Origin of the sequence: Pantoea sp. Cy-640, from assembly GCF_011752635.1 — a bacterium.
GTDB lineage: Bacteria > Pseudomonadota > Gammaproteobacteria > Enterobacterales > Enterobacteriaceae > Pantoea > Pantoea dispersa.
The window spans coordinates 159363-181383 of sequence record NZ_VWXB01000010.1 but is presented as its reverse complement, the minus strand read 5'-3'; the positions used below and the strand labels follow the sequence as shown (position 1 = coordinate 181383).

Annotated in this window: 19 protein-coding genes and 1 other RNA gene; 14 read left to right on the top strand and 6 right to left on the bottom strand. The window is 59.5% G+C overall.

Annotated elements, in window-relative coordinates:
• Positions 1-80: 80 nt before the first annotated feature.
• On the top strand, positions 81-956 hold the full coding sequence (mscS, locus tag F3J36_RS21115) for a small-conductance mechanosensitive channel MscS (RefSeq protein WP_021506650.1): 876 nt from the start codon (positions 81-83) through the stop codon (positions 954-956).
• Positions 957-1085: 129 nt separating this feature from the next.
• The gene (gene argO / locus F3J36_RS21110; RefSeq protein ID WP_088517202.1) at positions 1086-1709 is read left to right on the top strand and encodes an arginine exporter ArgO; all 624 of its coding nucleotides are present in this window, start codon (positions 1086-1088) and stop codon (positions 1707-1709) included.
• Here the strand turns inward: argO and F3J36_RS21105 are convergent.
• A complete protein-coding gene (locus F3J36_RS21105) occupies positions 1688-3964 on the bottom strand; it encodes an FAD-dependent oxidoreductase (RefSeq protein ID WP_371742071.1) in 2277 nt (758 codons plus the stop codon). The two genes, argO and F3J36_RS21105, sit on opposite strands and share 22 nt — an antisense overlap.
• 61 nt (positions 3965-4025) lie before the next feature.
• On the opposite strand from F3J36_RS21105, the gene F3J36_RS21100 reads away from it, so the two are divergent.
• Positions 4026-4724, top strand: a complete 699-nt coding sequence (locus F3J36_RS21100) for an IclR family transcriptional regulator (protein ID WP_021506653.1) — start codon at positions 4026-4028, stop codon at positions 4722-4724.
• Here the strand turns inward: F3J36_RS21100 and F3J36_RS21095 are convergent.
• Entirely contained in the window at positions 4711-6018 is a 1308-nt protein-coding gene (locus F3J36_RS21095; RefSeq protein ID WP_166720513.1) for an MFS transporter, read from the bottom strand. The two genes, F3J36_RS21100 and F3J36_RS21095, sit on opposite strands and share 14 nt — an antisense overlap.
• A 219-nt stretch (positions 6019-6237) precedes the next feature.
• Between F3J36_RS21095 and F3J36_RS21090 the strand changes: the two genes are divergently transcribed.
• Entirely contained in the window at positions 6238-6969 is a 732-nt protein-coding gene (locus F3J36_RS21090; protein ID WP_166720512.1) for an oxidative stress defense protein, read from the top strand.
• Positions 6970-7084: 115 nt separating this feature from the next.
• Here F3J36_RS21090 and F3J36_RS21085 read toward each other — a convergent pair whose 3' ends face one another.
• Positions 7085-7990, bottom strand: coding sequence for a LysR family transcriptional regulator ArgP (locus F3J36_RS21085; protein ID WP_021506656.1), 906 nt, complete (start codon positions 7988-7990; stop codon positions 7085-7087).
• Positions 7991-8172: 182 nt separating this feature from the next.
• On the opposite strand from F3J36_RS21085, the gene rpiA reads away from it, so the two are divergent.
• Together rpiA and serA are read left to right on the top strand one after the other, a co-directional pair.
• Positions 8173-8832 carry a ribose-5-phosphate isomerase RpiA gene (rpiA, locus tag F3J36_RS21080; protein WP_058771548.1) on the top strand — a complete coding sequence of 220 codons (660 nt, stop codon included), beginning with the start codon at positions 8173-8175 and terminating at the stop codon, positions 8830-8832.
• Positions 8833-9111: 279 nt separating this feature from the next.
• Complete coding sequence (gene serA / locus F3J36_RS21075; protein WP_166720511.1) at positions 9112-10350, top strand: phosphoglycerate dehydrogenase; 1239 nt, start codon at positions 9112-9114, stop codon at positions 10348-10350.
• Positions 10351-10380: 30 nt separating this feature from the next.
• Here the strand turns inward: serA and F3J36_RS21070 are convergent, their stop codons facing one another.
• The 3 genes from F3J36_RS21070 to zapA all read right to left on the bottom strand — a co-directional run bounded on the left by F3J36_RS21070 (position 10381) and on the right by zapA (position 11609).
• The gene (locus F3J36_RS21070) at positions 10381-10986 is read right to left on the bottom strand and encodes a 5-formyltetrahydrofolate cyclo-ligase (RefSeq protein WP_166720510.1); all 606 of its coding nucleotides are present in this window, start codon (positions 10984-10986) and stop codon (positions 10381-10383) included.
• 70 nt (positions 10987-11056) lie between these two features.
• Positions 11057-11240, bottom strand: a non-coding RNA gene (gene ssrS / locus F3J36_RS21065) — 6S RNA.
• Positions 11241-11279: 39 nt separating this feature from the next.
• Entirely contained in the window at positions 11280-11609 is a 330-nt protein-coding gene (gene zapA / locus F3J36_RS21060; RefSeq protein ID WP_021506660.1) for a cell division protein ZapA, read from the bottom strand.
• Positions 11610-11779: 170 nt separating this feature from the next.
• On the opposite strand from zapA, the gene F3J36_RS21055 reads away from it, so the two are divergent.
• From F3J36_RS21055 to F3J36_RS21020, 8 genes are all read left to right on the top strand, one after another.
• On the top strand, positions 11780-12361 hold the full coding sequence (locus F3J36_RS21055) for a YecA family protein (RefSeq protein ID WP_166720509.1): 582 nt from the start codon (positions 11780-11782) through the stop codon (positions 12359-12361).
• Positions 12362-12411: 50 nt separating this feature from the next.
• Positions 12412-13734: a Xaa-Pro aminopeptidase gene (pepP, locus tag F3J36_RS21050; RefSeq protein ID WP_211073249.1), complete on the top strand. Its 1323-nt coding sequence runs from the start codon at positions 12412-12414 to the stop codon at positions 13732-13734.
• On the top strand, positions 13731-14909 hold the full coding sequence (gene ubiH, locus F3J36_RS21045; protein ID WP_166720508.1) for a 2-octaprenyl-6-methoxyphenyl hydroxylase: 1179 nt from the start codon (positions 13731-13733) through the stop codon (positions 14907-14909). Before pepP ends, ubiH begins: the two co-directional genes overlap by 4 nt.
• A 20-nt stretch (positions 14910-14929) precedes the next feature.
• A complete protein-coding gene (gene ubiI / locus F3J36_RS21040) occupies positions 14930-16132 on the top strand; it encodes an FAD-dependent 2-octaprenylphenol hydroxylase (protein ID WP_166720507.1) in 1203 nt (400 codons plus the stop codon).
• 555 nt (positions 16133-16687) lie between these two features.
• Positions 16688-17785, top strand: coding sequence for a glycine cleavage system aminomethyltransferase GcvT (gene gcvT, locus F3J36_RS21035; RefSeq protein WP_166720506.1), 1098 nt, complete (start codon positions 16688-16690; stop codon positions 17783-17785).
• A 21-nt stretch (positions 17786-17806) separates the two neighbouring features.
• Positions 17807-18193, top strand: coding sequence for a glycine cleavage system protein GcvH (gcvH, locus tag F3J36_RS21030; RefSeq protein ID WP_058771554.1), 387 nt, complete (start codon positions 17807-17809; stop codon positions 18191-18193).
• Positions 18194-18291: 98 nt separating this feature from the next.
• Entirely contained in the window at positions 18292-21165 is a 2874-nt protein-coding gene (gene gcvP, locus F3J36_RS21025; RefSeq protein ID WP_166720505.1) for an aminomethyl-transferring glycine dehydrogenase, read from the top strand.
• Positions 21166-21239: 74 nt separating this feature from the next.
• Positions 21240-21983: an SDR family oxidoreductase gene (locus F3J36_RS21020; RefSeq protein WP_058781310.1), complete on the top strand. Its 744-nt coding sequence runs from the start codon at positions 21240-21242 to the stop codon at positions 21981-21983.
• Positions 21984-22021: the final 38 nt, after the last annotated feature.

Genomic DNA, 22021 nt, shown 5'->3' with positions numbered 1-22021 from the left:
ACCCTTGTACTCGGGAGTGTCGGATTGAATCTGGCAGTTTTTGTACTTTCCTGCGGGAAACTCAACAACAGGGCTAACAAATGGAAGATCTTAACGTCGTTGACGGCATTAACAATGCAGGTGGCTGGCTGGTGCGCAACCAGGCGCTGATCCTCAGCTATGCGGTGAACATCGTGGCGGCTATCGCCATCATTATTGTCGGGATGATTATCGCGCGCGTGGTATCGAACGGCGTCAATCGCCTGCTGGTCGCGCGTCATATTGATGCCACCGTGGCTGATTTCCTCTCGGCGCTGGTGCGCTACGGTATCATTGCCTTCACGATTATTGCCGCGCTGGGTCGCGTCGGCGTGCAGACTGCCTCGGTGATCGCCGTGCTCGGTGCTGCCGGTCTGGCCGTCGGTCTGGCACTGCAGGGGTCGCTCTCCAACCTGGCGGCAGGCGTACTGCTGGTGACCTTCCGTCCATTCCGCACCGGTGAGTTCGTCGATCTCGGTGGCGTGATGGGGACCGTACAGAATGTACAGATCTTCTCGACCACGCTGAAAACCGCTGACGGCAAAATCGTGGTGGTGCCAAACGGCAAAATCATCGCCGGCAACATCGTCAACTTTTCGCGCGAACCTATCCGCCGCAACGAGTTCATTATTGGCGTCGCCTACGATGCGGATGTCGATCAGGTGATCGATCTGCTGCGTGAAGTGGTGGAAGCGGACGAGCGCGTGCTGAAAGATCTGGGTATCCAGATTGGCCTGAACGAACTGGCGGCTTCGTCGCTGAACTTTGTGGTGCGCTGCTGGAGCAAAAGCGGTGATCTGCAAAACGTCTACTGGGATCTGATGAAGAACTTCAAGCGCACCCTGGATGCGCACGGTATCGGTATTCCTTATCCGCAGATGGACGTGCACCTGCATCAGGTGCAGAGCGAGGCGCAGCAGCCTGCGCGCAGCGAGTAAGTTATCAGGGCACCGGCGGGTGCCCTTGTTTTATCAGTTACGCTAATGACCGATTAATTCTTTCCATTTCCGCTAATATCCACGCCTCACTATACTGCACAGCAACACTACTTTATCAGGAACTCTTCTGTGTTATCTGTTTACTTACAAGGGCTTGCCCTTGGTGCTGCGCTGATCCTGCCGTTAGGCCCGCAGAACGCCTTCGTCCTGAACCAGGGCATTAAGCGCCACTACCATTTGATGACCGCGTCGTTGTGCACACTGAGCGATATTGCGCTGATCTGTGGCGGAATATTTGGCGGCAGCGCGCTGTTGCAGCAGTCGCCGGTTCTGCTGATGCTGATCACCTGGGCTGGCGTGGCGTTTCTGCTGTGGTATGGCTGGGGCGCGCTGCGCAGTGCCTGGCAGGGCGATGTCACGCTGGCGTCAGAGGCGGCGCTGAAGCAGGGGCGCTGGCGCATTGTCGCCACTATGCTGGCGGTGACCTGGCTCAATCCGCATGTCTATCTCGACACTTTCGTGGTGCTCGGCAGCCTCGGCAGTCAGCTGCCGTCGGCGGAGGCGCGCCGCTGGTTTGCTTTCGGCACCGCCAGCGCCTCGCTGCTGTGGTTTTTCGGTCTGGCGCTGCTGGCCGCCTGGCTGTCGCCGCGCCTGCGCACCGTACGGGCGCAGCGCATCATTAATCTGCTGGTGGGCGGCGTGATGTGGTTTATCGCCGTGCAGCTGGCGCGTCAGGGCATCGCCGGCTGGTGATGCACATGCAGGCCGTAAAGCGCGGGCAGGGCGCCTGCGCTGGCCAGCAGCTCCAGCCGAATCTGGCGGAACGCGGTATCCGGGGGCAGCGCATGATGGCACAGCGAGTGATGATTATCGCTGACCTCGGCCAGCAGCGTGTCATCCAGCCACAGGCGATAGTGGGTAGTGCAGTGCGGCGTTAGCGCCTGCGCATGGCCCATCTGCACCGTTTCCATCGCATGATCGAAATCGTTATCGAACAGCAACGTAATCTGGCTGGCGCGCTGCGCATCCGGCCACTGCCAGCACACCCACGGCTGGCGATCGTCCGCTGCCGGCAGCCAGCCGTTGGTGTGACTTTCCGGCCGCAGTTTACCGTTGAGCAAATAGTCGCAGTGCCACAGCCGCAGCGGCGTCGCCAGACTAAACGCGATCAGGATCTGATTGGGCGCGCGGCGCGGTAGCCAGAAATCAAACTCATCCACGCCGTAATCGCCGTCGTTTATCTGCCGGGTGCGTTTCGCGACGCGCGGATTGAGGCTGTTGAATACCATCATAATGCCCGGCAGGCGCTGACGGGTGAGCGCCACTTCAACCGCCGGATTTTCCTCGAAGGCGATAAACAGGTAACGATCGCACTCCGCACGGTAGTCAAACGGCAGCGAATACGCCTCTTCACCGCTAATCTGCAGGCTGTGTGTGGCCAGCAGCCGATCGCCGCAGGTGTTGGCCGGATTGTCGCTGGTCACCAGTGAAACCTGCAGCGTCTGCGCGGATGACGCTCGCAGCCGCACCGTCAGCGCTGGCAGGCGTTCTCCGGCTTTAAGCGGCAGCAGCAGGGCGCAGCGTGAGGTGAGGGCGTGCCAGCCGCCATCCGCGGGCAGGGCGTGCAGCGCGAAGGTACTGCTGACGCTGACCTGAGCGGCACCGGCCGGATGCGCCAGCTGCTGACGCGGAATGAACGCGCCGTGGCGCAGCAGCTGTTGCTGCAGCTGACCAATATGCTCCGGCTGCGCCAGCTGACGCGGTGTCTGGTTGTGCTGCTGACACAGCGCCGCCGCGCGGCCCACCACTTCGCCCAGCACGCCACAGGTGCACATCACGCGCGCGCTGCCAAAGGCAACGTGCGTGGCAGAGATAAGCCGACCGGTCAGCAGCAGATTATCCAGCGACTGGCTGTACAGCGCCCGAAACGGAATGGTGTAAGTGCCTTTGCTGTGGAACTGGCGGCAGCCATCGTGAGCGCTGTACACGCCGTCGGCCGGATGCAGATCAATCGACCAGCCGCCGTAGGCCACCGCATCGTAGTGGTCGCGCTGCGCGATGATATCCTGCTGACACAGCAGAGTATCGCCGAGAAAGCGTCGGCTCTCGCGCTTGCCGGGAATCAGCCCAACCCATTCAATGGTCAGCGTGTCGGCATCGGCAAACTCGCCGGAGTTTTTGATGTAATCCCACACGCCCCAGACAATCTTCCACAGCTCCCACTTGATGGTTTCGCTTTCATGCACGGTATCCAGCCGGCCGCCCCACTCAAGCCACCACAGATCGCAGCCGTTGAGATCGGAGCTCAGGCGTTTATAGCGCGGAATGGCGGTGATCTCTTTCAGCGCAAAGGAGGGCGGTACAAAGCGCACCGGCTGCGCGCTGCGTTTGGTATAAAAATAGATCGAGTGGCCGAGCTTGTGGCCAAACTGCTCGCCCGGCGCCATTTTTTCGCCAAACTCCTGCGGTGATTCTGCGCCCACACGGTGCGCTGCCCCGGCCAGATAGCCGAGCACGCCGTCGCCGCTGGCATCAATAAACTGGTCGGCCGTCACGCGATAGCGGGTCTGATTGATGGCGTTGAAAGCCTGAACCGCCTGCAGGCGCTGCGCGGATTTTTCGATGTCGCTGACTATGGTATTGAGCAGCAGCGTCAGACGCGGCTGCGCCTGCACGATGTCCAGCAGCACCATGTCGAACAGTACCGGGTTGCCCTCTTTGTTGCGCCACAGGTTCTCCTCCATGATCTCGCCCATGATGCCGCCTTCACGCGCCCAGCGGTTGTTATTACCCATATGCGACGTCGCGCCGTTGGCCCACAGCCGCACTTCGCTGGAGGCGTTGCCGCCGAGCACCGGGCGATCCTGAATCAGCACCACCTGCTGGCCCGCGCGTGCCGCAGCCAGCGCGGCGCACACGCCCGCCAGACCGCCACCGGCGACCAGCACATCGGCGTGTAACGACTGCAACGGAAAGGCACGCGTGGCCTGAGAAGAGAAAGTTTGCATCATGAGGTTACTCCCGCCTGAAGGCTGCTAAGATTGAATTTTTACCGTCACAAGGTGATTTATGTCTTCGCAACCCAACCAGAGCCTGATTGACGGAATTCGCTGCCTGCAATATCTGGTCTCCAGTGACAAAGCGGTCGGCGGCCGTGAACTGGCGCGCCAGATGGGGATGAACAGCACGCGGGTAAACCGTCTGCTGATGACCATGGCGTCCATCGGCCTGACGATTCAGGATGAACACCGGCGCTATCTGCCAGGCCCGGGCATTCATGCGCTGGCGGCGCAGGCCATTCGTGGATCGTCGCTGTTTGCTTCGGCACTGCCGCAGCTGGAGGCGCACGCGCCGCGCGATATCGTGGTGGCGCTTGGCGTGCTGTGGGAGGACCAGGTCATCTACATCTGGCACTCGGAGCCCGGCGAGCGTACCAGTACCAGCCAGGCGCTGGCCGGATTCCGCATGCTGCCCGCGTGGCAGTCGGTGATTGGCGTCGCGCTGCTGGCGGCGGAGAGTGACGAGGTGCTGCGGCCACGCTTCAGTGACGAACAGTGGGCGCAGATTGCGCCGCTGCTGGCGCGCAAACGCACCGGGGATTATCTGGTGTGGCATCGCGAGGACGGCGAAATCAGTATGGCGCAGCCGATCAATAACAACCGCGCGGCGCTGGCCTTCGCCAAAATCTGGCAGGCCGATGAGGCCCAGCTGGCGCAGCGTCTGCAACAGCTGCACGCGCTGGCGAAACGGCTCATCAGCGCGCGCTGACATGGTCAATTTTTCCTACTACAAACAGATAGCTGCAGATGCCAATAGCGGCCAGCACGGCGATAAAGGCCAGCGCCGGCGCGAAGTTGCTGCCGTCAATCAAAGCACCGATGGCGATCGGCACCACGATGGATGACAGCGCGCCGGTAAAGTTAAACACGCCGCCGGCCAGACCGATCAGATGGCGCGGCGCCAGCGCGGTAACAAACACCCAGGTGATGGTCGCCAGGCCATTACCAAAAAACGCCAGCGACATAAACAGGATGATCAGCCGCGAATCTTCGGTGTAGTTAGCACCCAGAATGAACAGCGTGAGGAACAAGCCGAGGATCACCGGCAGCTTGCGCGCCACGCTGGCTGACACGCCGCGCCGGATCATGCGGTCTGAGGCAAAGCCAGCCAGCAGCACACCACAAAACGCCGCGAAGTAGGGCATCGACGCCACATAGCCGCTCTTGATAAAGTCCATGTGGCGATACTCCACCAGATAGGTAGGAAACCAGGTGAGGAAAAACCAGAAGGTGGCAGAGATGGTGAACTGGCCAATATAGATGCCGACCAGCTTGCGGCTGCGAAACATCTGCGCCAGATCGGCCCAGCGTGCACGCGGCGGCTGGCTGCCCTGGCGATTTTCCAGCAGTGCGCCGTTGTCACGCAGATAGTTAAGTTCAGCCTCTGATACGCCTTTGTGCTGGTTCGGCTCGCGATACAGCAGATACCACACCAGCGCCCAAATCATGCCCGCCACGCCGGTAATCAGAAACAGCCCGCGCCAGCCAAACGCAGCCTGCACGTGAAACAGCAGCGGCGTCATACAGGCGAGGCCAACAAACTGTGCGGACGAGTAGATGCCAATTGCACTGGCACGCTCCTGCTCGGGGAACCAGCTGGAAATCACCCGATTGTTAGCCGGCATCACCGGTGCCTCGAAGGCGCCGACGCCGAGGCGCAGACCGAACAGCGCGCCAAAGCTGCTGGCAAAAGCGTGCAGCGCGGTGATTAGCGACCAGGCAAACAGCCCCGCGCCGTATACCAGCCGCGCGCCGAGACGATCGATCAGGAATCCACCGGGAATCTGCAGCGCCGCATAGATCCAGCCGAACGCCGAGAAGATCAGCCCCATCTCCAGCGGCGTGAAGCGCAGTTCACCGGCCATTTGTGTGGCGGCCACCGACAGGTTGGTGCGATCCATGTAGTTAATGATGATGTTGATAAACACCAGGGCCAGCATCATAAAGCGTGTGCGTCCGGCTCGCACGCTGACCGCGCTTTGGCTAAGTGGCTGTTCTGTCATAATACAACTCTCCCGAGGGGCAGAAGTGTTTCTTTAATAGAAACGCAGGCGGCGCTTTTCAGCGAATCTGTAGCGATAAATTTGCGATCGCGGATACGTTAAACCTGAGCAAAGCCGAACTTTTTGCTAATTTCAAACTCAGACCATCACGCATAGTAATGTGTTTTGGGTTTCGCCATAGTGGCGACCTGCAAATTGAACCCTTCAAGGAGGACTTTCGTGAAACTGAAAGCACTGGCGCTGGCCGCCGTAATGAGCACGGGCGCACTGTCCGGTCTGGTCCAGGCGGGAGAAGTGCCGAACGGACCGCACGTGGTGACATCAGGACAGGCCAGCGTGGATGCCCGTCCGGATATGGCTACGCTCTCCATCGTGGTGAATGTTTCGTCGAAAGACGCGGCGGATGCAAAAAAACAGGCTGACGACCGCGTGGCGCAATATTTTGATTTCCTGCAAAAGAACGGCATCGAGAAGAAAGATATTGATGCGGCTAATCTCAGCACCCAGCCGGAGTATGACTACACCAAAGAGGGTAAATCGGTGCTGAAAGGCTACCGTGCGGTGCGTCAGGTGGAAGTCACGCTGCGGCAGCTGGACAAGCTGAATGAGCTGCTGGACGGCGCGCTGAAGTCGGGCCTGAATGAGATTCGTTCTGTTGAGCTGGGCGTGGCTAATGCGGACAGCTACAAAGATCAGGCGCGTAAAGCGGCGATTGCCAATGCCACACAGCAGGCGAGCGCCCTGGCGGAAGGCTTCAATGCCAGACTGGGCCCGGTGTACAGCATTCGTTATCACGTGGCTAACTACCAGCCGATGCCGATGGCGCGCATGTACAAAGCGGCCGGTGCCGCAGCGGACACCACCGCGCAGCAGACCTACGAGCAGCAGAGCATCCATTTTGACGATCAGGTGGATGTGGTATTCGAAATCAAACCGAATACGGCGCAGTAAGTTAGCCTGTAAAATTGTAGCGGCGCGATTCATCGCGCTTTCCAGCAGCAGAACCGCTGTTAAAACGCGCGATGAATCGCGCCGCTACGACTGTTGTGCGCTAATCTGAACGGCGCTAGGCCGCAACTTCATCCTGGCGCAATACGCGGTGGCCGTGGGCAATCAGCGCATCGGTCACGCTGCGCATCAGACGGCTTTCCGGCGCGAAACGGTGCCAGTACAGCATCCGGCGCTGATACAGACCCGGTGTCAAATCAACCAGCTCTCCCTGCGCCAGCTCGCGCTCAATCTGCAGGTGCGGAATCATACAGCACACCGATCCCTGTCGCGCCAGCTGCACAAAAGCCTCTGACGAGTTCACGATGTGGCACGGCACGCTGCCCGGCGATAAATCAAAGTTCTGCTGCAAAAAGGCCTGATGCATATCGTCGAGGTGATCAAACGCCACCGCCGGGGCTTTCAGCAGCGCCGAGCGCGTCACGCCATTGGGGAAATAGCGCGCGGCAAACTCCGGCGAGGCGCAGAACAGATAGTCCAGCGCGCCCAGCTGATCCACCAGGCAACTTGGCAACGGCTGCGGCTGGATACTCACCGCGCCGACCACTTCACCGCGCCGTAAACGCTCCTGCGTGCGGGTTTCATCTTCCACCTGCAGATTCAGGCGCACCGGTGAGTCGGCCAGCACATCTTTCAGCGCCGGCAGCAGCCAGGTAGCAAGACTGTCGGCGTTCACCGCCAGCGACAGCAGCAGCGGCGTGGTGCCACCGTTATCATCGCCCAGCCACTCCTCTTCCAGCAGCTCCACCTGATGCAGCAGCGCCAGCAATTTTTGTCCCTGCTCGGTCGGGCGCGGCGGCACGGTACGCACCAGCAGCGGCTGACCAAATAAATTTTCCAGCTGTTTAATGCGCTGCGACACCGCAGACTGCGTGATGCACAGCTTCTGGGCGGCACGCTCAAAGCCGCGTTCGCGAATCACAGCATCCAGCGCCTGAAGCGTTCGATAATCCGGGCGTTTCATTGTTGTTCTCTCTCGTTCAGGGTGGAAACTACTATGCCATAAAACGGCGAAGCTGTGCGGCCGACGCGTTTTTGCGGGCTGGCTTCCAAAGGCTTACATCCAACGTCGGTCAGCCGCGCTTTTTGACAGCGCCTTGCTTTATACTACGCGCACTTCGATGTCGCACAGGTTTTAAACATACCATGACCCAGGATGAACTGAAAAAAGCGGTAGGTTGGGCAGCGCTGCAGTATGTGCAGCCAGGCACCATTGTTGGCGTAGGCACCGGTTCAACGGCGGCGCACTTTATTGACGCGCTTGGTACCATCAGGAATCAGATCGAGGGCGCGGTTTCCAGTTCGGAAGCCTCAACCGAAAAGCTTAAATCGCTGGGCATTCCGGTATTCGATCTCAACAACGTGGATGCGCTGTCGGTGTATGTCGACGGGGCTGATGAGATCAATCCACAGATGCAGATGATCAAGGGCGGCGGTGCAGCGCTGACGCGCGAGAAAATTGTCGCGGCGGTGGCGCAGAAATTTATCTGCATCGCTGATGCGTCCAAGCAGGTCGATGTGCTGGGCAACTTCCCGCTTCCGGTGGAGGTGATTCCGATGGCGCGCGCTTATGTGGCGCGGGAGCTGGTGAAGCTGGGCGGCCTGCCGGAGTATCGTCAGCACGTGGTTACGGATAACGGCAACATTATTCTCGACGTACATAATCTGCGCATCCTTGACCCGATTGCGCTGGAAAAAACCATTAATGCGCTGCCGGGCGTCGTCACCGTGGGGCTGTTTGCCGCACGCGGAGCGGATATTGCGCTGATTGGCACGCCGGACGGCGTGAAAACCATCACCAATTGATCTCACCGGCGCGCCGCCAGCGCCGGTTATTTCCATCCGCAAAACATCTTTTCTTGCTGCAGTGAAATTTGGTGACTTATGTCACAAATAATTCATCAACAGCAGGTTCGTACTTTGCGCTCTCGTCATCTCACGATTTTGTGTGGATTTGTGTTGTCTGCACGTGGGCGCGTGCTGGCGTGCAGGCAATCGTTTGTATTGCCGCGCCGGAAAATTTTGATATTTTGACAGAAGGCTACCTTATGGTAGTCCTCGTTGAATTCTGAATAGGGTCGGGAAATGGCAAAGGTATCACTGGAAAAAGACAAGATTAAGTTCCTGCTGGTGGAAGGCGTTCACCAGAGTGCGCTGGATAATCTGCGCGCCGCAGGTTACACCAACATCGAGTTCCACAAAGGCGCACTGGATGCTGAGACGCTGAAGTCCTCCATCCGCGATGCCCACTTCATTGGTATCCGTTCCCGTACCCAACTGACTGAAGAGATCTTCGAGGCGGCTGAAAAGCTGGTGGCGGTGGGCTGCTTCTGTATTGGTACTAACCAGGTTGACCTCAGCGCGGCAGCGAAACGCGGCGTGCCGGTGTTCAACGCCCCGTTCTCCAATACCCGTTCGGTCGCGGAACTGGTGATCGGCGAAATGCTGCTGATGCTGCGCGGCATTCCGGAAGCCAACGCCAAAGCCCACCGCGGCATCTGGAATAAAATCGCCACCGGCTCGTACGAAGCGCGTGGTAAGAAGCTGGGGATCATTGGCTACGGCCATATCGGGATGCAGCTCGGCGTGCTGGCGGAAAGCCTCGGCATGCACGTATTTTTCTACGATATCGAAAACAAGCTGCCGCTGGGCAATGCCACCCAGGTGCGCCATCTCTCTGACCTGCTGAACATGAGTGATGTGGTCAGCCTGCACGTGCCGGAAACGCCGTCCACGCAGAACATGATTGGCAGCGAAGAGCTGGCGCTGATGAAGCCCGGCGCGCTGTTGATCAACGCCGCGCGCGGCACCGTGATCGACATCCCGGCGCTGTGTAATGCGCTGGCCAGCAAGCACCTCGCCGGTGCGGCCATCGACGTATTCCCGGTTGAACCTGCAACCAATAGCGATCCGTTCAACTCGCCGTTGTGCGAATTCGACAACGTGATCCTGACGCCGCACATCGGCGGATCAACGCAGGAAGCGCAGGAGAACATCGGTCTGGAAGTGTCTGGCAAGCTGGCCAAGTACTCTGACAACGGCTCGACACTCTCCGCAGTAAACTTCCCGGAAGTCTCGCTGCCGATGCACGCCGCCAGCGCCAGCCGCCTGCTGCACATCCATGAAAACCGTCCAGGCGTGCTGACCGCCATCAACCAGATCTTTGCCGAGCAGGGCATCAACATTGCCGCTCAGTATCTGCAAACCTCGCCAGTGATGGGTTATGTGGTTATCGATATTGATGCCGAAGAGGATGTGGCGGAGAAAGCGCTGCAGCTGATGAAGGCGATTCCGGGCACCATGCGCGCCCGTCTGCTGTACTGACAGTGCAGGGCGCCGCTGGGCGCCCTGTCTTTATCCCGCCAGCGTTTCCCACTGCCACAGCTTTGACGGCGTCAGAATCGCCGGCAATGGCACATCCCAGGCCGCCACCGGCAGCGCATCCACGCGCTGGCAGTCGTGCGCAATACCCAGCGGTAAAAAGCCATGCTGCTGCCAGTGCTGTAGCGTGCGATCGTAAAAACCCCCACCCATGCCTAAGCGTTGTCCCTGCGCGTCAAACGCCACCAGCGGTACCAGCATCACATCCAGCTGATCGAGTGTGGCCAGCTGCGTAATATCCAGCGGCGGCTCAGGGATGCGCAGCTTGTTAGGTCGCAGCGGGGTTTCTGGCGTGTAGCGCAAAAAAAGCAGGTGACCGGGCGCAAACGGATGCAGCACCGGCAGAAAGACCTGCTTCTTTTGCTGCCACAGTTTGGCAATCAGCGGTCGGGTATTGATTTCGCCGTCAACGGAGAGAAACAGCGCGATGCGTTGTGCGCTGGCCAGCGGGGCAAAATTGATGGCATGTTCAGCCAGCAGATCGGCGGCCTCAACCTGTTGCTTAGGCGTAAGATTGCGGCGCAGATGGCGCACATGCTGACGAATATCCTGACGGTCGAGAAGAGAGAGTGCTGGCATGATGTCCCCGGCTGATAAGGCTGTTGATAGCCACATTATCACACCGGGAATAACAGGGTGGAACTAAGAGGAGATCTCCGAGATGCCGCCGCAGGCTGTAACCCTTGAACCCTTGGTTCAAGGTGAGTATGCCGTCGTAACCATCAGGCTTCTCGGACGGACCGAGCATGCTCACAGGTTACAGAGCGTCACACTCTGTTGGTATGAAATATCGGCTCAGGGGACTGGCCCGCTTGCAAACATCTCAGAGAAAATTGACTTCACCGTTACTCTAACACGAGTACCATGAAGTGTTATTCGAATTTAGGACCCTGACGTTCAGTTATGCGACCTTGCTCAACTAATGCCTGCTCAATGGTCTGCTGCAGCATACGGATGCGTTGTTCCATATTGGCTGCGTAATCGCGCGTTTTACCTTTCTCTTGTGCCAGCTCGTGGCAAATGTTTAACGCGGCGATGAACACCAGCTGCTCTGTATTTGTGACTCTAGTGCGAACTTTTAAATCTTGCAACCGTTGATTGAGATCCTCTGCGGCCAGATTCAGCGCATCTTGCTGTTCAGGCGGACAATTCACTCTCAATGAACGACCAAAAATCTGAATATCTACCGGTTGTGCAGACATGCCACCATCCTGACTGATTACTTCGTTCGCATCTCCCTTACCTGTCAATGGGTTGGGAGGTGCGCAACTATATAGACCCGCGTGATAAGTTACAACCCCTTTTCTGGAAACCCTGAGGCACCTGGTGGTAGCATAACACGAACTTATTCTGCCAACGACGACCAAAGCTTATGTCTTTACAGAACGCAACACCCACTTACAACGCGCTGGCCGCGGCACTTTCCCAGCAGGGCGTAGGCATGACGCCCGCCGAGATGCACGGACTGCTGTGTGGCATTCTGTGCGGCGGCAATCAGGACAGCAGCTGGAAAACCCTGGTGCACGACCTGACTAACGAGGGCATGGCGTTCTCGCAAAGCCTGTCGCAGTCGCTGCAGGCGCTGCATGAAAACCTGGCCAACACGCTGGACGAAGAGGGATTCCTGTTCCAGCTGATGCTGCCGGATGAGGAGGACATCACGGTGTTCGATCGTGCTGACGCGCTGGCCGGCTGGGTCAATCACTTCCTGCTGGGCCTGGGCGTGACGCAGCCGAAGCTGGACAAAGTGACCGGTGAGACCGGCGAAGCGATTGACGATCTGCGCACCATTGCGCAACTTGGCTACGATGAAGATGAAGATCAGGAAGAGCTCGAACAGTCGCTGGAAGAGGTGATTGAGTACGTGCGCGTTGCCGCGCTGCTGTGCCATGACACCTTCACCCGGCCACGCACGCCGACCGCACCGGAAGTGCAAAAACCTACGCTACACTAAGCGCGTCATCGTGGGCAGGTCGCTGCCCGTTTTCTACAGGGAGTGCAAATATGATTACACTGGAAACTTTCCGGCAACGTCGTCAGGCGCTGATCGCCCGCATGGCGCCCGGCAGCGCGGCTTTGATTTTTGCTGCACCTGAAGTGACGCGCAGCAACGACACCGAATATCCCTTTCGCCAGAACAGCGACTTCTGGTACTTCACCGGCTTCAACGAGCCGCAGGCGCTGCTGGTATTAATTAAGAGCGATGACAATCATAACCACAGCGTGCTGTTTAATCGCGTACGCGACCTGACGGCGGAGATCTGGTTCGGGCGTCGGCTTGGTCAGGAAGCCGCACCGGCGAAGCTGGGCGTTGACCGCGCGCTGCCGTGGGATGCGATTGACGAGCAGCTGCATCAGCTGCTCAACGGACTCGATGTGGTGTATCACGCACAGGGTGAATACGCGGAAGCGGATACGCTGGTTTTCAGCGCGCTGGAGAAACTGCGCCGCGGTTTCCGGCAAAACCTCAGCGCGCCGGCGACGCTGACCGACTGGCGTCCCTGGGTGCATGAGATGCGCCTGTTTAAAAGCGAAGACGAGATCGCCATTCTGCGCCGCGCAGGAAAAATCAGCGCGCTGGCACATACCCGTGCGATGCAGGCGTGCCGTCCCGGCATGTTTGAATATCAGCTGGAAGGCGAAATCCATCACGAATTCACCCGCCACGGCGCGCGCTTTCCGTCTTACAACACCATTGTGGGCTCCGGTGAGAACGGCTGCATTCTGCACTACACCGAAAACGAAAGCGAAATGCGCGACGGCGATCTGGTGCTGATTGATGCCGGTTGCGAATTCCATGGCTACGCCGGCGATATTACCCGCACCTTCCCGGTTAACGGTAAATTCAGCCAGCCGCAGCGCGAGATCTACGACATCGTGCTCGCCTCGCTGTACAAGGCGCTGTCGATGTTCCGCCCGGGCATCAGCATCCATGAAGTCAACGACGAAGTGGTGCGCATCATGATCACCGGTCTGGTCGATCTTGGCATTCTGGAAGGCAATATCGATACGCTGTTTGAAGAGCAGGCGCACCGTCCGTTCTTTATGCACGGTCTTAGTCACTGGCTGGGGCTGGACGTGCATGACGTCGGCCACTACGGCACGCCCAGCCGCGACCGCCTGCTTGAACCCGGCATGGTGCTCACCGTTGAACCGGGCCTGTATATCGCGCCGGATGCCAAAGTGCCGGCGCAGTATCGCGGCATCGGTATCCGTATCGAAGACGACATCGTTATCACCGCCGACGGTAATGAAAACCTGACCGACAGCGTGGTAAAAGACGCTGAGGCGATCGAAGCACTGATGGCGGCGGCGCGCAGCGTATGAGTATCCTGATTGCAGGCGGCGGTATGACCGGCGCCACGCTGGCACTGGCGATTTCGCATCTGACACAGGGCCAGTTGCCGGTGACGCTGATTGAACGTCATCAGCCGGACAGCCGCGCGCACCCGGGCTTTGACGGGCGCGCCATCGCGCTGGCGGCGGGCACCTGTCAGCAGCTGGCGGAAATTGACCTGTGGCGTTCGCTGGCGGATTGCGCCACGCCCATTACCCACATCCACGTTTCCGATCGCGGGCACAGCGGGTTTGTTCAGCTGCAGGCTGAGGATTATCAGCTGTCGGCGTTGGGCAACGTGGTCGAGCTGTATGACGTGGGACAGCGCCTGTTTAAACGTCTGCGTGAGGCGCCAGGCGTGACGCTGTGCTGCCCGGATCACGTGACCTCAGTAACCCGCAGCGCCGATAGCGTGCAGGCGACGCTCAGCAGCGGCGCAACGTTACAGGGCGCGCTGCTGGTGGCCGCTGACGGCGCACGCTCGCCGCTGGCGGCATCCTGCGGCATGCGCTGGCAGCGCGACGACTACCAGCAGCTGGCGGTGATTGCCAACGTCGCGACGCAGTTGCCGCATCAGGGCCGCGCGTTTGAGCGCTTCACGCAGCATGGCCCGCTGGCGCTGCTGCCGATGTCCGGCAACCGTCTGTCGCTGGTGTGGTGTCATCCGGCGACGGCCGAAGCCACGGTTAAGCAGTGGGACGATGCCACCTTCCTGCATGAATTACAGCGCGCCTTTGGCTGGCGGCTGGGGCGCTTTACTCACGCCGGCCAGCGCGAAATCTATCCGCTGGCGCTGCAGACCGCAGAGCGTCAGGTGACGCACCGGCTGGCGCTGGTCGGCAATGCGGCGCAGACGCTGCATCCGATCGCCGGGCAGGGCTTTAACCTCGGACTGCGCGATGTGATGTCGCTGGCGGAAACCCTTGCGGCGGCGCATCGTCACCAGCAGGATCCGGGCAGCCACGCGGTGTTGCACCATTTTGCTGCGCGCCGCCAGCCGGATCGCGCGGCGACCATTGGCGTCACCGACGGTCTGGTGCGGCTGTTCGCCAACCGTTATGCCCCGCTGGTGGCAGGACGAAATCTTGGGCTGGTGGCAATGGACCACCTGCCATGGCTGCGAAACCCACTTGCCGTGCGCACGCTCGGCTGGGTTAAGCGTTAAGCATGAATTAAGGGGCAGCAATGCAAACATTTGATGTGGCGATTGCCGGTGGCGGCATGGTCGGTCTGGCGGTGGCCTGTGGCTTACAGGGCAGCGGCCTGCGCGTTGCGGTGCTGGAAAAAGCGCCTGAGCCACAATTTGATGCGGCGGCGCCAGCGTCGGTTCGCGTCTCGGCCATCAACGCCGCCAGCGAGCGTCTGCTGCAAAAACTCGATGTATGGTCGACCATTCTCGCGCTGCGCGCCAGTGCGTATCACGGCATGGAAGTGTGGGATCAGGACAGCTTTGGCTCGATCAGCTTTGATGACGAGCAGCAAGGGCTGTCGCACCTCGGACATATCATTGAAAACGAGGTGATTCACAGTGCGCTGTGGCAGCGCGCCAGCCAGTGTAGCGACGTGACGCTGATTGCGCCGGCTCAGCTGCAGCAGGTGGCGTTTGGCGATAACGAAGCCTTTATTACCCTGCAGGACGGCAGCATGATGAGCGCGCGCCTGCTGATTGCTGCGGACGGGGCCAACTCGTGGCTGCGTGACAAAGCGGATATCCCGATTACTTTCTGGGATTACGAACATCACGCGCTGGTGGCCAATGTACGCACCGATATGCCGCACGATGCCATTGCGCGCCAGGTGTTCCACGGCGACGGCATTCTGGCCTTCCTGCCGATGCAGGATCCGCACCTGTGCTCCATCGTCTGGTCGCTGTCACCGCAGGAAGCGGCGCGACTGCAATCCATGCCGGAAGCGCTGTTTAACCAGCAGCTTTCGGTGGCATTCGATATGCGCCTTGGTCTGTGCCAGGTGGAAAGCGAACGGAAAACCTTCCCGCTGACGGCGCGTTACGCCCGCAACTTTGCTGCGCACCGGCTGGCGCTGGTGGGCGATGCGGCGCATACCATCCATCCGCTGGCCGGGCAGGGGGTTAACCTCGGCTTTATGGATGCCGCCGAGCTGATTGGCGAAATCCGCCGTCTGCATCAGCAGGGCAAAGATATCGGCCAGCATCTCTATTTGCGGCGTTATGAACGCAGCCGCAAGCACAGCGCAGCGCTGATGCTGGCCGGCATGCAGGGTTTCCGTGAGCTGTTTGCCGGGCACCATCCGGCAAAAAAACTGCTGCGCGACGTCGGGCTGAAGCTGGCCGACACGCTGCCTGGCGTGAAGCCGTTACTGCTGAAGCAGGCCATGGGCCTCAACGACCTGCCCGGCTGGATCCGCTAACCCTCCTTATTACGGCACCGTTTCAGGTGCCGTTTTTCCTGTACTGACGTTACGCGATCACCCTCAAGGGTGGGCGTGGCAGTCGGCTGCCGCTCATGAATCACCGAACTGCACAGCGTTGTCGCCATCCATTGCGACCCTGTGCGCACCCGGTAACGTCACTGCAATACCCGCCCCAGCACCATTATTGTGCATCGCTGCACCCAAATTGCCCTTCATTTGATTTATTCTAATTTCAGGTCTCAATTCGCATTACTTAAACTAATCCTAAATGCTTTTCGCCCCCGAACCATTTCCCTTGTCTGCGGCACGGCTTCCATTATTCGGCTGAATTACTGCGCAACAGGTGAATTATATGCGCGGTAAATCACATAAATGCAGTGAGATGTGCTGGCGTGGCTGCCGGGGCAGCACAAAGGATGATAAGGTTTCACCCTCGTTTTCCTTATGGTTAATTGCCGGATTCGGTGGTAACTTCAGCGTAAAGAGAACGTTTGCGTCGCTCAAAACTGACGGCGCAGGCGCGTCACATTCACTTGTCTTCACAGGATGGTTATGACTCAGCAAACGCCTCTATTCGAACAGCATCAGGCCTGCGGTGCCCGCATGGTGGACTTCCACGGCTGGATGATGCCGCTGCACTACGGCTCGCAAATGGATGAACACCATGCGGTACGCAACGATGCCGGAATGTTTGACGTTTCCCACATGACCATTGTCGATCTGCACGGCGCGCGCACCCGTGAATTTCTGCGTTACCTGCTGGCCAACGACGTCGCCAAACTGACCCAGCCCGGCAAAGCCCTCTATACCGGCATGCTGAATGCTTCAGCTGGCGTCATTGATGATTTAATTGTTTACTTTATGAGCGAAGATTTCTTCCGCCTGGTGGTCAACTCCGCTACGCGCGAGAAGGATCTGGCGTGGATCGCTGAGCATGCGCAGCCGTTTGGGGTTGAACTGACCGAGCGTGACGATCTGGCGCTGATCGCTGTACAGGGACCGAACGCGCAGCAAAAAGCACAGAGCCTGTTTAGCGCGGCACAGCGTGACGCGGTGGCAGGCATGAAGCCGTTCTTTGGCGTACAGGCCGGCGATCTGTTTATCGCCACGACCGGTTATACCGGTGAAGCCGGTTATGAAATCGCCCTGCCTGCCGCTCAGGCCGCAGATTTCTGGCAGCAGCTGCTGGCCGCAGGCGTGAAACCAGCCGGACTGGGCGCACGCGATACGCTGCGTCTCGAAGCTGGCATGAATCTGTATGGGCAGGAGATGGATGAAGGCGTTTCGCCGCTGGCTGCCAACATGGGCTGGACCATCAGCTGGGAGCCCGCCGACCGTGATTTCATTGGCCGTGAAGCGCTGGAAGCGCAGCGCGAGAACGGCACGGAAAAACTGGTCGGGCTGGTGATGACCGAAAAAGGCGTGCTGCGTAACGGCCTGACGGTGCGCTTTACCGATGCGCAGGGACAGCCGCAGCAGGGCATCATTACCAGCGGCTCCTTCTCGCCAACGCTGGGCTACAGCATTGCGCTGGCGCGCGTGCCGGCCAGTATCGGTGAGCAGGCGATTGTTGAAATCCGCAATCGTGAAATGCCGGTGAAAGTGACTAAACCTATTTTTGTTCGCGCCGGCAAGCCGGTCGCTCAGTAATTTTTTTCAGGAGAAATGGCGATGAGCAATGTGCCAAATGAATTGAAGTACCGTGATAGCCACGAGTGGGTGCGTAAAGAAGCTGACGGTACGTTTACCGTGGGCATCACCGAACACGCGCAGGAACTGCTGGGCGACATGGTGTTTGTCGACCTGCCAGACGTGGGCGCCAGCTTTGCCGCCGGTGACGACTGTGCGGTAGCCGAATCCGTGAAAGCGGCATCGGATATCTATGCCCCGCTGAGCGGTGAAATCGTGGCGGTTAACGAAGCGCTGGGCGATGCCCCGGAGCTGGTTAACAGCGAACCGTACGCCGCCGGCTGGCTGTTCCGCATCAAAGCCAGCGACGAGTCCGAGCTCGACGCGATGCTCGATGCCGAGGCCTATAAAAAGTCCATCGACGAGTAACCGGTAGTCTCTGAAGGTGCTGCACTGCGGCGCCTTCTTTTTTATCTGCCTGATTTAATGCCATTTTGTCACCCAGCCCGATTCAGGATGTACTGTAAATGACCCAGACTCTCAGCCAGCTCGAACATAACGGTGCTTTTATTGAGCGCCATATCGGTCCTGATGCCGCGCAGCAGGCCACCATGCTGGAAGCGATTGGTGCCAGCTCGCTGGCTTCGCTGATCGCTTCAATTGTGCCTGCTGATATCCAGCTGCCAGGCCCGCCGGCGGTAGGCGATGCCGCGACTGAACAGCAGGCGCTGGCAGAGCTGAAAGCCATTGCCAGCCAGAATCAGCGTTACAAATCCTGGATTGGAATGGGTTACAGCGCCGTGATCACCCCGCCGGTGATTCTGCGCAACATGCTGGAAAACCCAGGCTGGTACACGGCCTACACGCCGTATCAGCCGGAAGTGTCGCAGGGCCGTCTGGAAGCGCTGCTCAACTTCCAGACCCTGACGCTCGATCTCACCGGGCTGGATATTGCTTCAGCTTCACTGCTGGATGAAGCCACCGCGGCCGCCGAAGCGATGGCGATGGCTAAACGCGTCAGCAAGCTGAAAAACGCGACAAAATTCTTTATCGCCGATGACATCCATCCGCAAACGCTGGATGTGGTGCGCACCCGCGCCGAAACCTTTGGCTTTGAGCTGATTATCGATCGCGCCGAAAAAGCCCGCGAGCACGACGATCTGTTTGGCGTGCTGCTGCAGCAGGTCGGTACCAGCGGAGAAGTGCACGACTACCGTGAACTGATTGCTGAGCTGAAAAGCCGCAAAGTGGTGGTGAGCGTGGCGGCGGATTTCATGGCGCTGGTGCAGCTGGAAGCGCCGGGCAAACAGGGTGCTGATATCGTCTTCGGTTCCGCCCAGCGCTTTGGCGTACCGATGGGCTACGGCGGTCCGCACGCGGCCTTCTTTGCCAGCCGTGATGAGCACAAGCGCTCCATGCCGGGCCGTATCATCGGCGTGTCACGCGATGCCGCCGGTAACACCGCGCTGCGCATGGCGATGCAGACGCGCGAACAACACATCCGCCGTGAGAAAGCCAACTCCAACATCTGTACTTCACAGGTGCTGCTGGCGAATATCGCCGGCCTGTACGCGGTTTACCATGGCCCGGCCGGACTGAAGCGCATCGCCTCGCGCATTCACCGTCTGACCTCGATTCTGGCAGCAGGCCTGCAAAACGGCGGCCTGAAGCTGCGCCATCACAGCTGGTTCGATACGCTGACCGTTGAGGTCGCGGACAAAGCGGCGGTGCTGAACCGTGCGCTGAGCTTCGGCGTCAATCTGCGCAGCGATATCCTCAATGCGGTCGGTATCACGCTGGATGAAACCACCACGCGTGAAGACGTGCTGGCGCTGTTTGCCATTCTGCTGGGCGACGCGCACGGCCAGGATATCGAGGCGCTGGACGTCGCGGTCGCGGCGGAAAATAGCGCCATTCCGGCAGGCCAGCAGCGCACCAGCGAATTCCTTACCCATCCGGTGTTCAACCGTCATCACAGCGAAACTGAGATGATGCGCTACATGCATAGCCTGGAGAAAAAGGATCTGGCGCTGAATCAGGCAATGATCCCGCTCGGCTCATGCACCATGAAACTGAATGCCGCCGCCGAAATGATTCCGATCACCTGGCCGGAATTCGCTGAACTGCACCCGTTCTGTCCGGCAGAGCAGGCGAGCGGTTATCTGCAGATGATCGGCCAGCTGTCCCAGTGGCTGGTCCAGCTCACCGGTTACGATGCGCTGTGCATGCAGCCGAACTCTGGTGCGCAGGGCGAATACGCCGGTCTGCTGGCCATCCGTCGCTATCATGAGAGCCGTAATGAAGGGGGCCGCACGATCTGTCTGATCCCGAGTTCGGCGCACGGCACTAACCCGGCGTCCGCGCAGATGGCGGGCATGGCGGTCGTGGTGGTGGCCTGTGATAAGCAGGGCAACATCGATCTCGGCGATCTGCGTGAAAAAGCAGCGCAGGCCGGTGATGCGCTGTCGTGCATCATGGTGACCTATCCGTCGACGCACGGCGTCTACGAAGAGACCATTCGCGAAGTATGCCAGATCGTGCATCAGTACGGCGGCCAGGTGTACCTCGACGGCGCAAACATGAACGCGCAGGTCGGGATCACCACGCCTGGCTACATTGGCGCTGACGTGTCGCATCTCAACCTGCACAAAACCTTCTGCATTCCGCACGGCGGTGGCGGTCCGGGCATGGGGCCGATCGGGGTAAAAGCGCATCTGGCGCCATTCGTACCGGGCCACAGCGTGGTGCAGATTGACGGCGTGCTGACCCAGCAGGGCGCGGTTTCTGCGGCGCCGTTCGGCAGCGCATCTATTCTGCCCATCAGCTGGATGTACATTCGCATGATGGGTGCCGAAGGGCTGAAGCAGGCCAGCTCGGTGGCGATTCTCAACGCCAACTACATCGCCAGCCGGCTGCAGTCGGCGTACCCGATTCTGTACGCCGGCCGCGACGGCCGCGTGGCGCATGAGTGCATTCTCGACATTCGTCCGCTGAAAGAGCAGACCGGCATCAGCGAGCTGGATATCGCGAAACGCCTGATCGACTATGGTTTCCATGCGCCGACCATGTCGTTCCCGGTCGCCGGCACGCTGATGGTCGAGCCGACCGAATCCGAGAGCAAAATCGAGCTGGACCGCTTTATTGACGCGATGCTGGCGATCCGCATGGAAATCGATCGCGTAGCCGACGGTGAATGGCCGGCTGATGACAACCCGCTGGTGAATGCACCGCATACCCAGATGGAAATCGTCGGCGACTGGACTCATCCGTACAGCCGCGAGCTGGCGGTCTTCCCGGCCGGCAGCGCCAACAAATACTGGCCGACCGTTAAGCGTCTCGACGATGTGTTTGGCGATCGCAATGTGTTCTGTTCATGCGTTCCGATGAGCGAATACCAGTAATCTGCAGGCGTAATCCAAACCCTTCAGTAATACTAAAGGCCGATTTGTCGGCCTTTTTTTTATGGGAGAAGCATATGGATCTGGCACTGGTCACCGGCGGTAGCCGCGGAATTGGACGGGCAACATCGCTGCTGCTGGCGCAGGCAGGTTATCGCGTGGCAATCAATTTCCGGCAGCGCGAAGCAGAAGCGTTGCAGGTGGTAGCAGATATCGAAGCGCAGGGCGGCAGCGCGTTTGCCTTACAGGCGGATATTGCCGATGAAGCGCAGGTGGTGCGCATGTTCCGCCAACTGGATCAGCAGCCGGGCGCGCTGCGCGTGCTGGTGAATAACGCCGGTATTCTCTTCTCCCAGTGCCGGGTTGAGGATCTGGATGCTGCGCGCATTCAGCGCGTGCTGGCAACCAACGTCACCGGCACGTTTATCTGCTGCCGCGAAGCGGTAAAACGCATGAGTACCGCACACGGCGGTCAGGGTGGCGCCATTGTTAACGTCTCGTCGGCTGCCGCGCGTACCGGCTCGCCCAATGAGTATGTCGATTATGCGGCGTCGAAAGGCGCGATGGACACGCTGACCAGAGGATTGTCACTGGAAGTGGCAGCGCAGGGGATTCGCGTCAATAGCGTGCGGCCAGGGCTGATCTACACCGATATGCATGCCGACGGCGGTGAGCCGGGGCGCGTTGATCGCCTCGCGGCATCGCTGCCGATGCAGCGCGGCGGCCAGGCGGAGGAGATCGCTGCCGCCATTGCCTGGCTGGCCAGTGACGCCGCTTCCTACGTCACCGGCAGCTTTATTGATGCGTCAGGCGGCCGTTGAGCCGCACGTCACAGCCTTTCTGTGCGCGGCGCACATCT